The 12,626-nt window shown below is 30.6% G+C and carries 11 protein-coding genes; 7 read left to right on the top strand and 4 right to left on the bottom strand.

From position 1 onward, the window contains the following. Nucleotides 1-10: 10 nt before the first annotated feature. Both H0I29_RS04720 and H0I29_RS04725 read right to left on the bottom strand, forming a co-directional pair. Nucleotides 11-1,435, bottom strand: a complete 1,425-nt coding sequence (locus H0I29_RS04720; protein ID WP_218754592.1) for a DUF5689 domain-containing protein — start codon at nt 1,433-1,435, stop codon at nt 11-13. Between the two features lie 19 nt (nt 1,436-1,454). Continuing rightward, nucleotides 1,455-4,211 carry a carboxypeptidase-like regulatory domain-containing protein gene (locus tag H0I29_RS04725; protein ID WP_218754593.1) on the bottom strand — a complete coding sequence of 919 codons (2,757 nt, stop codon included), beginning with the start codon at nt 4,209-4,211 and terminating at the stop codon, nt 1,455-1,457. Between the two features lie 142 nt (nt 4,212-4,353). Here H0I29_RS04725 and H0I29_RS04730 point away from each other — a divergent pair, with 142 nt between their 5' ends. After that, on the top strand, nt 4,354-5,409 hold the full coding sequence (locus H0I29_RS04730; RefSeq protein WP_218754594.1) for an endonuclease/exonuclease/phosphatase family protein: 1,056 nt from the start codon (nt 4,354-4,356) through the stop codon (nt 5,407-5,409). Nucleotides 5,410-5,841: 432 nt separating this feature from the next. Here the strand turns inward: H0I29_RS04730 and H0I29_RS04735 are convergent, their stop codons facing one another. Both H0I29_RS04735 and H0I29_RS04740 read right to left on the bottom strand, forming a co-directional pair. Further along, nucleotides 5,842-7,365 carry a ribonuclease E/G gene (locus H0I29_RS04735; protein WP_218731718.1) on the bottom strand — a complete coding sequence of 508 codons (1,524 nt, stop codon included), beginning with the start codon at nt 7,363-7,365 and terminating at the stop codon, nt 5,842-5,844. Nucleotides 7,366-7,658: 293 nt separating this feature from the next. Beyond that, entirely contained in the window at nt 7,659-7,949 is a 291-nt protein-coding gene (locus H0I29_RS04740) for an HU family DNA-binding protein (protein WP_036824254.1), read from the bottom strand. Nucleotides 7,950-8,090: 141 nt separating this feature from the next. Here H0I29_RS04740 and mutY point away from each other — a divergent pair, with 141 nt between their 5' ends. The 6 genes from mutY (at nt 8,091) to H0I29_RS18335 (ending at nt 12,398) form a co-directional block, all read left to right on the top strand. Then, a complete protein-coding gene (gene mutY, locus H0I29_RS04745) occupies nt 8,091-9,134 on the top strand; it encodes an A/G-specific adenine glycosylase (protein ID WP_218754595.1) in 1,044 nt (347 codons plus the stop codon). Nucleotides 9,135-9,174: 40 nt separating this feature from the next. Next, a complete protein-coding gene (locus tag H0I29_RS04750; protein WP_218754596.1) occupies nt 9,175-9,618 on the top strand; it encodes a single-stranded DNA-binding protein in 444 nt (147 codons plus the stop codon). Nucleotides 9,619-9,637: 19 nt separating this feature from the next. Next, nucleotides 9,638-10,966 carry a gliding motility-associated protein GldE gene (locus H0I29_RS04755; protein ID WP_218731721.1) on the top strand — a complete coding sequence of 443 codons (1,329 nt, stop codon included), beginning with the start codon at nt 9,638-9,640 and terminating at the stop codon, nt 10,964-10,966. Beyond that, nucleotides 10,959-11,510, top strand: a complete 552-nt coding sequence (gene gldD / locus H0I29_RS04760) for a gliding motility lipoprotein GldD (RefSeq protein WP_218754597.1) — start codon at nt 10,959-10,961, stop codon at nt 11,508-11,510. The genes H0I29_RS04755 and gldD overlap by 8 nt, the downstream gene beginning before the upstream one ends. 125 nt (nt 11,511-11,635) lie before the next feature. After that, nucleotides 11,636-11,902: an EamA family transporter gene (locus H0I29_RS18330; RefSeq protein WP_254712744.1), complete on the top strand. Its 267-nt coding sequence runs from the start codon at nt 11,636-11,638 to the stop codon at nt 11,900-11,902. A gap of 49 nt (nt 11,903-11,951) precedes the next feature. Further along, nucleotides 11,952-12,398: a DMT family transporter gene (locus H0I29_RS18335; RefSeq protein WP_254712698.1), complete on the top strand. Its 447-nt coding sequence runs from the start codon at nt 11,952-11,954 to the stop codon at nt 12,396-12,398. Nucleotides 12,399-12,626 lie beyond the last annotated feature (228 nt).

Consider the following 12,626-nt stretch of genomic DNA (forward strand, 5'->3'; position numbering starts at 1 on the left):
AAAAAACACATCATTCTTTTGCATTTATTATTACATTATCCAACTCATAAGTTCCGTTAAAGTTTACATTTCCGTTACCTGTATATTTAAAAGCGATAAAGGCAGTACCCGAATAATTTGATAAATCGATATAAGTAGAATGCACCCAATTTTTATAATTCTCTCCATCAGAAACAATTTTCGCAGGTAAGACTGTCCAAGTTGCAGTATTTATATTGTTTTCGTTTCCATTAAAATCTGTAGAAATTAAAACTTGTAACTCACTTCCATTTCCGAAACTATTGGAAGTTTCAAAAGATAAAAACTCTTGAGATGTAGTGTCTAAGTTAATACTTGAGGTAATTAACCAAGTAATAGTACTTTCATCTCCAGAATTGATAGAATTAACTCTAGCTGCATTACTTTGCGCATAAGTATCTGTGTAAGACCTCCATGATTTCGTCCCTTCTTCTCTGAAGTTAATCCAGTTTAAAACATCAATATCTCCAGACTCATTATCAAAATTTTCTGATAATAAAATTATCGAATACTCTTCTGCAGGTAACGGCGTACACCTTTCATCAATCATAGCAACATCATTGGTATCATTTAAAACAAGTACCATTAAATCCCCTCCAAAATCTTTAGAAACGACCGCGTTTATAGTACCTGCTTTTTCAGGCAAAGTTTCGTTTGAAAAACGAGAAAAAGAACTCGTTTCTAGTAATAATTCATCATACCCCAGCCCTAAGCAAGTTTGAATTTTACGTTGTGTATCAAAATCCTCTATGGGATCTACATAAGATTTCCCCGCTAATTTAGCATCAAAAAAAACGTTTTCTAGCGTGATAAAAGTTCCAATATGAGAAGCATTAATTCCTCCAAAATCAATCAATTTTGGCACAATTTCTTCTGTAATTTCCGTTCTATAAATATGATTAGGAATTTGATTTGATGTAACATTTTCAATTTCAGTAAGATCTGTGGTACTAATTTTTCCACCAATAGTAATATTACCATCTCCAGAATTTGTTTCGCCAACGTACAAACCCTTTAAACGGATGTAAACCTCTCTACCAATATTAAACTTATTATAACTATTACTTAAATTCAAGGCAACTTTTATACCAGCTATTGGATTTTCTGGAGCATCTTGCATGTAAAATTCTTTATAGAAATTACCTGACTTATCTGATGAAATAACATAGCCTTTAACTACTATATCGGAAACAATTTCTAAAGGATCATTACCAATTATGTAGAGTTCTTTTAGTTGTTTTATGGTTTTTAATTGAAGAGCGCCAGAAGAAATACTGTCTATAATTTTATTAACAGCTTCATTTTCTTCATTCCCTAAACTTTCTGGTACTGTAAAATCTGCATCTTCTACACAACTCAATAACAAGACGTTTGTTACAAGTATCAATACAACTGTGATTATTTTATTCTTTTTCATCTTTACGTTTTTCTTTTTCTTAAAATGACACACTTACATTCATAAAATAAGTTGCACCTCTACCATACCAATATTTATTTCCAAAAACAGGTTTATCTAGAGACTTATCTTCTAATAATTGTCTGTAATTAGCATTTCTTCCTTGTTCAAATCCGCCAGACTTGTATGTTTTATTCAATAAATTATTTACCGTTGCAAAAACACTAATGTAATAACCGTTAATCAGAAAAGATTTACCACCGACTAAGTTTACTACAGAATAATTATCGAATTTTTCTTGCTTTAAAAGTCCTTGAGCTATTTCGGTTTCATATTCTAAAAAGGGCAATCCATCATCATCTAAATAAAAATTTTGAGACCTATTTAAAGGCGAAATATCTATAAATGTGTTGCTAAAAAAGTTAAGTGTTGCTCCTCCCCACCAATAAGATGGATCTCTATATTCAAACCCCACGGAATATGCATTTTGAGGTCCGGCAGCTAATTTATAATTCTTAAGATTTGTAGTCCCAAAATTTTTAAATCCGTTTACAAAACCAGCTACTAAAGACTCATTATCTGCTTCTGTCGTTAAGTATAAATTCGGATTATTATCATACGTAAACTGACCAATAGCAGCGGCTCCTTTTAAATTTAAGCTAGCTGTAACTTGAGCTTCCAACCCCAATTCTAAACCCATATGTTTTTTACTAATTCCGCTTAAAATTTCTTGTACAAAAGCAGTATTATCCCCTCCAACACCATCCGCAAAATAAAAAGAAATCTCTGTAGCATCTTTTACTGATGTATAATACGCGGTAAATTTTGATGTTATAATTGGACTTCTATATACATAGCTAACATCTGTAGAAAGCGTTTTTTCACTTTGTAAATCTAAAACCACATTGTTATTTTCTCTAGAATTAGAAAAAGTGTTTCTAGTGGTAGGTGCAGTGGTTATATATGCCGCATTTATATCTACTAAATGACGACCGGTAATTTTATATGTTACTCCTGTTTTAAAACCATAATTCATGAATTTTTGTGCTTCAGACATTCCTAAAGAATTCTCAGAAAAACTACCATTTTTATACAAACCCTCTCGTTGATGTGTTGTATTAGAAACTTTTAAGGCTGCATAAAAATCCGTTTTATTGTATCTAAATTGAGTTTGTGTAAAAGCAGAAATAATAGTAGAATTTAAATTGAAATTATATTTAAAGTCATCTCCTTCTCTTACTATTCTATTCGGATTTAAAAGATCGTTTTGTTTTTCTTCTTCGGTTGCGCCAAAAGGATCGATATCTAAATATGCATCACCGCCCAACAAATCTATAACAGATGCAAAATTATGAGAATTCAAACGCCTATACTCTATTTTTCCGTTAATAGAAATATGATCATTTACTTCTGTATTTAGAATAGTATTTATAGTAAATTGTTTGTCATTATTTCTGTCTTCATACAAAACATAGGCATTTTCTAAACCTGAATTATTATTGGTTTTATTCGCGTCAAAAACCCGATTCCAATTTATCTGTCCGTCGTTTACAAAATTATTTTCAGCATCATACGCACCTTCAAAATCATCATATCTTAAAAAATAACTTGGTAAATTTTGATAATAAGCAGCACTTGGGTTAACACCTCCATTGTAATCAATTCTACTATTACCAATTTTACCAAATTGATACGACACATTAGTATTTATAGCAGTCTTTTCAGAAATATTCCAATAATGGTTTAACATTAAAATAGGCTCGCTAACTTCTTTAATTCTAGAATTTACCTTCTTCCCATTTAAAAAACCCCAATAATCATTATATTTTATGCCTTTTAAATCAAATACTTCTTGTGTGTTTGGTGATGCTTTCCCTCTTCTATTTGGCGTAAAAATTCCTGTAAAATTAATACTACTTTTATCATTTAACTTTTTTTCTATGGATGTAAAAAAAGCATATGCATTGTAAGAAGTAGCGTCATTATAACCTTCAGTTCCTATCCTTCTACTTCCAGAAAATGTAAAAGCCCAATTATTTTTTAACATTCCGGTAGAATACGTCGCCATGATTCTATGCTGATAACTTCGGTTAGAGGAAGAATAAGAAACACGTATTCCAGGTCTTTGTTCCGATGCTCTTGTATTCATATTTGTAGCCCCTAAAAGTCCTCCAAAAGTAACATCTGAAGGTGTTAATCCGTTTCTAAACTCCTGATTTCTTAACACATCATTCAATCCACCCCAATTTCCCCATTGTGCTCTACCATCATAGATCTTATTCATTTCAATGCCGTTAATAAGCACTTTACCATTTCCTGAATCCAATCCCTTTATCTTAAAAAAGGAAGAACTAAATTCATAAGCAGCGGTTCTAAGAAAAATATCTTTTGACGCTTGTAGTAGTCCAGAAATATTATCTGCAGAGCTAGCATCATCATTTAACTCATCATCTGTAAGTGTAATTAAACTTAAATCTTGATTTTCTGTAACTGTTTTAAATAAAAAGATACTTCCTAAGTCTAAAACATTTTCCGAGAGTTCGATGGGAATATTTTGAGTTTCATACCCAACCAATCTTAACTCTAAAATAGCTTTTCTACTTTGAAAATTCTTAAATACAAAACTACCATTTAAGTCCGTAGTTTGATTTTTAGGCGTATTTCTAATTTTAACTAAAACACCTTTAAGCGGTTTCTTAGAATTGTTCTCCAAAATAATTCCCTTCACTACACCCTGCCCATTAACCTCTAAAAACGAAGCTAACAGCAAGCATGTTACCATAACAATTTTTTTCATAAATCATAAGTTGAACTCTAAATTTTCTTTTTCCTTTGCTCTTAAAGTTAACGAAAAAAAAATAAAGCTTTGAATTTCAATCTATCTTAACTAATAAAATAACTTTAGTTTATTACTTTTACTACTTTATAAAAACACTAAAATGAATAAGAAAATATTTTTTATTTTTATTTTTTCGCTAACGATTACGGTATGTAATTCTCAGAAAAACGGAAAAAAATATAATATTAGAACCATTGCTTTTTACAATCTAGAAAACTTATTTGACACGATTAACGACATAAATAAGAATGACGAAGCAAGCCCAATTATGGAGTTAAAATCGAATAGATCTAAGGTTTATTGGGATAAAATTGAAAAACTGAGTAGTACAATTGCTCAAATTGGAGAAGATAAAACAAAAACAAGTCCTGCTATTATTGGTGTTTCTGAAGTAGAGAATTTAAATGTACTAGAAGATTTAATTAAATCAAAGCACTTAGTAAAGAATGATTACGGAATTATACATTACGATTCTCCTGACAAAAGAGGAATAGACGTTGCCTTATTGTATCAGAAAAAATATTTCAACCCTATTCATCATGAAGTGTTTAACCCCAAAATATTTAAAGATAATTACCCTATTTACACCAGAGACCAATTATTAGTTTCTGGTTATTTAGATGATGAATTGATACATATTATTGTAAACCATTGGCCGTCTAGAAGAGGTGGAGAAGCTGCAAGTAGGCCCAATAGAGAAAAAGCTGCCTACCAGAATACTAAGATTATAGAACAAGTTAGAACGCAAGATGGCAATGCTAAAATATTAATTATGGGAGATTTTAATGATGACCCTAATAATTCTAGTTTTAAAAATGTGCTAAAGACTAAAAGTAGAAAGAAAGAAGTAGCAGAAGGTGATTTATATAACCCTTATGAAGACATGTTTCGTAGAGGGTTTAACACCCTAAAATATAGAGATAAAATAAATTTATTTGATATGATTTTCTTTACGTCTCCTCTATTAGATAAAGGTGAAAAAGATTTTTCTTCTTACAAGATGTACAAAGCAATGATTTTTAACAAACGCTTTTTAACGACTAAAAAAGGAAAATATAAAGGATATCCTTTTAGAAGTTTTTCTAGCGGAAACTATACTGGTGGTTATTCTGATCATTACCCAGTCTATTTGTATTTGATTAAAGAAGCTAAATAGTATTGAAAATCACAAAGTTTTCTTAGTGTTAAGTTTGTCATTTCGAAATGAGCTTTTTTTTGCGATTTAGAAATCTCATGAAGTTGATTAGTTTTGCTTTAGCTTCTTTATAAGATTTCTTCCTAGCGTAGAAATAACAAGTTTTGTGACTAAGTTTTACGTTATCAATGTTATACAACTTCTCAATGATTAGAAGTAACTCTATGGTGTTTTTTTAAAAACTACTCTATCTAGTTCTCTATATGCGTTAAGGATAGAGCGATTGTTTAAGCTCTTTTTTGTTTTTTACAAAAAAAGCGAGTGCGAAAGCCTGCCCCTTGTGGTAACGCCCAAGGAATTAACAGAACCTTATAAAAACACAAAACCCCGAAACATAGAAGTTTCGGGGTTTTTTGATAAAAAATTATTGCCTTTATAATATAATCCTTAAAACTATTTAGTTTTAAATTTATAATATAAGTATGTGTAAGCGTCACGAGGTATAATTGTAATCCACTTTTTGTGTTTTAAATACCATTTAAAACGTATAGAATTCACTCCTTTTGTTAGATAAGATGCAATAAAAGGGTGTACATTTAACTGTACTTTTCCTGCTTTAGAGGTTGACATAAATTTCTCTAAATCTGCTTCTATTTTGTCTAACAAAACAATAGGTGCTTCTACTTCTCCATTTATATTTGGGTTGGCTTCGGTAGTTTTTATACTTAACTCTGGTCTTACCCTTTGTCTTGTAATTTGTACCAATCCAAACTTACTTGGAGGTAATATTTTGTGCTTTGTTCTATCTAAAGCCATTTGATCTTTCAAGTGCTGAAACAGTTTATTTCTGTTTTCTGCTTTGTGCATATCAATAAAATCTACAACTATAATACCTCCCATATCACGCAGTTGTAACTGTCGTGCTATTTCGGTAGCTGAAATTAAATTTACTTCTAGTGCAGTATCTTCTTGAGAACCAGCTTTATTAGAACGGTTTCCGCTATTTACATCAATAACGTGCAATGCTTCTGTGTGCTCTATAACTAAATAGGCACCTTTACTCATAGAAACTGTTTTTCCAAATGATGTTTTAATTTGTCTTTCTATTCCGTATTTTTCAAAAATAGGAGTTTCAGATCTGTGTAATTTTACAATTTTTTCCTTTTCGGGATAAATTTCATGTAAATACTCTTTTATTTCTTCTTTCAAAGTTTCATCATTTGTTACAATACTAGTAAAAGAATCATTCATAACATCTCTTAAAATAGACGATGCTCTGTTTAACTCGCTTAAGATTTTTGTTGGCGTGTTTGTATTTGGTATACTTTTACACATTTTTACCCAACGTTCTAATGAGTTTTGCAAATCTTTGTCTAGTTCTGCAACTTTTTTGCCCTCGGCAACAGTTCTTAAAATAACACCAAACCCTTTAGGTTTAATGCTTTTTGCTAATCTTTTTAAACGTTCTTTTTCTTTTGGGTCTGCTATTTTTTGAGAAACAGAAACTCGGTTAGAAAAAGGAACTAAAACCAAATATCTACCTGCTATAGACAACTCAGAACTTAATCTTGGCCCTTTTGTAGAAATTGGTTCTTTTACTATTTGTACTAATAGGTTTTGCCCTGTTTTTAGTACTTGGTTAATACTACCGTCTTTGTTAATGTCTTCCTCTTTTTGGAAGTTCTTTAAAGTGAATTCTTTATACTTACCTGTGCTTACTTTCTTAATGAACGAATTTAATGAGTTTACTTGCGCACCTAAATCATGATAATGTAAAAACCCATCTTTTGGGTATCCTACATTTACAAAGGCTGCATTTAAACCAGTTAAAACTTTTCCTATTTTGGCTAAAAATATATCGCCAACCGAGAATTTGTTATCACTAGTTTCATTATTTAATTCAATAAGTTTTCCATCTCTTAATAAGGCAAAATCAATATCAGATGAATTTGAACGAATTATTAATTCTGTTTTCATGCTGAAATGGTTTTAACTCTACACATAATTGTGCAGATGGGATTAATATTGTCAGGTATTTTGTAATACCGTGTGAGATTGTATAATCTCTTATGTCAATGAACTTTTTTGTTTTTCGCTTACAATAAACGAAAAAGTAAGCGGATGCTTACTTTTTCTTCTTGTGTCTATTTGCTCTTGCTCTTTTCTTTCTCTTGTGTGTAGAGATCTTAGCTCTTTTTCTTTTTTTACCGCTTGGCATAATGTTTAGAATTTTTAAACCCGTTAAGATTTAGATTAATATTGTGTGTTTGTTACTTTACTACTACTTTACTTTTCACTCCTTCAGTAAAAGTTTTTGCCGGTTTAAAGGCTGGAATATTGTGTGCTGGAATCTTAATTGTAGTATTCTTAGAAATATTTCTACCAGTCTTTTCTGCTCTTGTTTTGATAATAAAACTACCAAAACCTCTCAAATAAACGTTGTCGCCATTTTCTAATGCATCTTTCACTTCAGTCATGAATGCTTCTACAGTTGCTAATACATCTGTTTTTTCGATTCCTGATTTATCTGAAATTTTTGATACTATATCTGCTTTCGTCATGTCTCTATATTTACTATATTTTTATTAATTTACTTTCAAAAATGCGGATGCAAATATATGATAATTAATCAACTCCAAAAATAATAACACTTAAATTTATGTGAATTTTATAATGTAATATTGCAAACCTATTTTTAAGCAATGACATTTTCTAACACATTAATTTACTGGTACTTACAAAACAACCGAGATCTACCCTGGCGAAAAACCAAAAACCCATATTTTATTTGGTTGTCAGAAATCATGTTACAACAAACAAGAGTTGCCCAAGGTTTGTCCTATTATCAAAAATTTACCACAGATTTTCCAACTGTTTTTAACCTCGCAAAAGCGGATGAAAGTACCGTTTTAAAAATGTGGCAAGGTCTAGGGTATTATTCTAGAGCAAGGAACTTACATTTTTCTGCAAAACAAATTGCAAACGAACTTAATGGCGAATTCCCCACCACATATAAAGAGATTATAAAACTAAAAGGAATTGGAGATTATACTGCCTCTGCAATTGCCTCTATTTGCTTTAACGAACCAACTGCAGTTGTAGATGGTAACGTTTACAGAGTACTTTCTCGTTATTATGGTATAAATACACCTATTAACTCATCCGCAGGAATTAAAGAGTTTAAAACATTAGCGCAATCATTAATTGACGAAACGCAACCAGGAACCTATAACCAAGCCATTATGGATTTTGGCGCATTACACTGCAAGCCTCAAAACCCGCTATGCGAAACTTGTCCTTTTTCTGATAGTTGTGTGGCATTAGAAAAAAAGTTAACCAAAGAACTTCCTGTAAAAGAGAAGAAAATAAAGGTAAGAAAAAGATACTTTAATTTTCTTGTGATAAAAACAGATAACAACACAACTATTTTATCAGAAAGAAAAGGAAAAGGAATCTGGCAAGGTTTATACCAATTTCCATTAATAGAAAGTGATAAAATCATTAATAAGGAAGAATTAGTTTCATCAGAAGAATTTATCAATTTATTTCCTTTAGAAACCACTATTTCACTTTTTAACCCAAAAGAGGTTGTACATAAATTATCTCATCAACATTTATATACCCAATTCTGGATTGTAGAAACTGCAAATACTGCCGAAACAACGATAAAGTGGAATGAAATTGAAAAATATCCTGTCCCCATTTTAATTGCAAATTTTTTAGAAGCTTTTCAAGCTAAAAAGTAATTGATATTTTTAGTACTTTTGTATTTAAAACTTACAAGCTATGGCTGCAGGAACAATAAACAAAGTAATTTTAATTGGTAATTTAGGTGACGATGTTAAAATGCACTATTTTGATGATCAAAATTGTGTTGGTAGATTTCCAATAGCAACCAGTGAAAGCTACACAAACAAACAGAACGGAGAAAAAGTTACCTCTACCGATTGGCATAATCTTGTTGTAAGAAACGGACTGGCAAAAGTGTGTGAAAAGTATTTATCTAAAGGAGATAAAGTATATATAGAAGGAAAATTAAGAAATCGCCAATGGGAACAAGATGGAGTGAAACGTTACGCTACAGAAGTTCATGTAAATGAAATGACCATGCTTTCTACCAAGAAAAATGCTGATAATTCAACTCCTGTTGCACCACAACAAGAATCTAAAGCTTCTGCTCCAGCCCCAAAAACTGAAACCCCAGAAGAAGACGATGATTTACCATTTTAATTAATCTAACTTATAACAATTGGACCCAGATCCCGAAATATTACTTTCATTATTTGCCTCAATAGATTTTGCAACTACGTTTAATTCAGTTTTTCTAATTGTTTTACTTGTTAGCTCTGCTTTAGTTTCTGGAGCAGAAGTTGCTTTTTTCTCACTTTCACAAACAGATTTAAACGAACTTTCTAACAACGGTAAAGATCAAAACATAGTCGTTAGTTTATTAGAAAAACCTCGAAAACTATTAGCCACAATTTTAATAACCAACAATTTTATAAATATCTTAATTGTATTATTGTTTGCCTCATTAGCAGAAACCTTATTTGGTGGTTTCGACTTTAAACTAGAACTATTTTCATTTTTAATTCCTACTCGTTTTTTATTAGAAATTGTTCTTGTAACTTTTTTAATTCTATTATTTGGCGAAGTTTTACCTAAGGTTTACGCTTCTAGAAATGCACTTAGCTTTTCTAAAACAATGTCTAAGTTTATACACACCATAAATATTCTACTAACCCCCTTTAGCTTACCTTTAATTACACTAACAAAGTGGATAGAAAAAAAATTAGGTAGTAAAAATTCTAATTTTTCTGTAGAAACACTATCACAAGCACTAGAGTTAACTTCTGAAGGCGCAACCACAAAAGACGAACAAAAAATTCTTGAAGGAATTGTAAACTTCGGAAATACAGAAACCGTACAAATTATGGTACCTCGTATAGATATTTTTGCACTTTCAGATACCGAATCCTACGAAGTAGTTTTAGAGAAAATACTAAAAAACGGCTACTCTAGAAACCCTGTTTATAAAGACAACATAGACAATATTGTTGGAGTTTTATACGCTAAAGACTTATTAGCTCATTTAAATAAAACAACTTTTAAATGGCAAGAATTACTGAGAGAAACTTTTTTTGTACCAGAAAACAAAAAGTTAGATGATTTATTAGCCGATTTTAGAGAAAAGAAAAATCACTTAGCAATTGTTGTTGATGAATATGGAGGAACAAGCGGCTTACTGACTTTAGAAGACGTAATAGAAGAGATTGTTGGCGATATAAATGATGAATTTGATGATGAAGATTTACATTATTCTAAAATAGACGCTAACAATTATATTTTTGAAGGTAAAACAAGCATTAAAGATTTCTGTAAGGTTTTAGATGACGAGGATGAAGATATATTTGAAGAAGAAAAAGGCGAAAGTGAAACCTTAGCTGGTTTTATTTTAGAGGTTTCTGGTAAGTTTCCTAAAAAAGGAGAGAAAATAAACTTTAAGAACTATACGTTTACCATAGAAGCGTTAGATAAAAAACGCATTAAACAAGTTAAAGCTACACGAAATGCGTAATATTTTTCTATTAATTTTCACAATCCTATTTCTATCTTGTAAAGAGGATGTATTGCCCAAACCAAAAGGATATTTAAGTTTAACATATCCTACAAAAGCATACAAAAAACTAGACCTAGCAAGACCTTATTCTTTTGATATTTTAGAAAACACAAAAATTTATGACGATCCTAACAATTGGCTCACCATAAAATACCCTAACCTAAAAGCTTCTATAGACATTACCTACAGACCGGTAGAAAACAACATTAAAGAACTACTAACAGATGCAGAAAAACTGGTTTTTAAACACACCATAAAAGCAGAACAAATTATTCCAAAGGATTTTGTAAATCCTAAAAAAAGAGTTTTTGGCAGCATGTATGAAATAACAGGTAATGCGGCCTCTCAAATTCAATTTCACATAACAGATAGCACCAAAAATTTTATAAAAGGATCCTTGTATTTTTACGCAAAACCAAATTACGACTCCATTTTACCCGCAGTAGATTATGTTAAAAAAGACATTTTACGCTTAGTAGAGACACTAGAGTGGAAACAATAAACAAGGCTTAAAACTCCCTACCAAATCCCATAGTTTCTTTAATAGAAAACACTCATGTAAAAAATTTATCCTTTTTACTTTTAGCAACGCTTTCTATAAGTGCCTCTGCTATTTTAGGAAAATACATTGCTTTACCACCAGAAGTAATTATTTTATGTAGAGCTAGTTTTGCCGCCGTTCTAATCTATATTTTTTGTAAAATCAAGAAAATAGATTTAAAAATAAAATCGAAAAAAGATTATTCTTCTTTTGCTGTAAATGGTTTTTTCTTAGGCGCACATTGGGTTACCTATTTTTATGCTTTAAAACGATCTAACGTTGCTTTAGGAATGTTATCTCTATATACTTTTCCTGTAATGGCTGCTCTTTTAGAACCCTTTTTCTCTAAATAAAATTCATGTTTTATTAGGTATCCTTGCATTAATTAGAGTATATATTTTAGTGCCAGATTTTTCTTTAGAAAATGATGAATCTAAAGGAGTTTTACTAGGTATTCTTTCTGCTTTCTGTTATGCTTTAAGAAACTTAACCACCAAAAAGCACGTAACCAACTATAATGGGAGTACAATTATGTTTTACCAATTAATTATTGTGACTCTTTTATTAATTCTCATTTTATTTTTTAGTGATTTTTCTAACTTTGAAAGTCAATTACCTTTACTATTATTAATTGCCTTGTTATCAACAGCCATTAGCCACACTATGATGATTCACACTTTAAAACACTTCTCTGTTGCTACTGCTAGTATAATTAGCAGTGTTCAACCTATTTTTGGGATTATTATTGCCTATATTTTTGTAAATGAAATACCTAGTGTAAATACGATTATTGGTGGAAGCCTAATATTATTAACAGTGATTGTTGAAAGTGTAAGAAGTAGAAAGTAAAATTACAAACTACTATTCTCCACGTCTAATTTGGCTAACGCCTTGTATTTATTCCCCTAAAAAAATGAAATAAAACTATTTTTACAAGATAATAGTGCCTGTAACACAACAAAAACCGAAACACGTTATATAGAATCATTAAAAATAACATCTCTTTTTTTAATTATTACCATTATCAACACCTAAGAATTAACACATTTACATCAAAAGTAGCCTTAAAAAAAAAAT

The organism is Polaribacter sp. R2A056_3_33 (assembly GCF_019278485.1).
In the GTDB taxonomy this organism is placed as follows: Bacteria; Bacteroidota; Bacteroidia; order Flavobacteriales; family Flavobacteriaceae; genus Polaribacter.

Bases quoted from the DNA above. Each gene is read 5' to 3' on its own strand.
- H0I29_RS04740 (WP_036824254.1), bottom strand. From the start codon at position 7,949: ATGACGAAAGCAGATATAGTATCAAAAATTTCAGATAAATCAGGAATC.
- H0I29_RS04720 (WP_218754592.1), bottom strand. From the start codon at position 1,435: ATGAAAAAGAATAAAATAATCACAGTTGTATTGATACTTGTAACAAAC.
- H0I29_RS04725 (WP_218754593.1), bottom strand. From the start codon at position 4,211: ATGAAAAAAATTGTTATGGTAACATGCTTGCTGTTAGCTTCGTTTTTA.
- mutY (WP_218754595.1), top strand. From the start codon at position 8,091: ATGACATTTTCTAACACATTAATTTACTGGTACTTACAAAACAACCGA.
- H0I29_RS04750 (WP_218754596.1), top strand. From the start codon at position 9,175: ATGGCTGCAGGAACAATAAACAAAGTAATTTTAATTGGTAATTTAGGT.
- gldD (WP_218754597.1), top strand. From the start codon at position 10,959: ATGCGTAATATTTTTCTATTAATTTTCACAATCCTATTTCTATCTTGT.
- H0I29_RS04735 (WP_218731718.1), bottom strand. From the start codon at position 7,365: ATGAAAACAGAATTAATAATTCGTTCAAATTCATCTGATATTGATTTT.
- H0I29_RS04730 (WP_218754594.1), top strand. From the start codon at position 4,354: ATGAATAAGAAAATATTTTTTATTTTTATTTTTTCGCTAACGATTACG.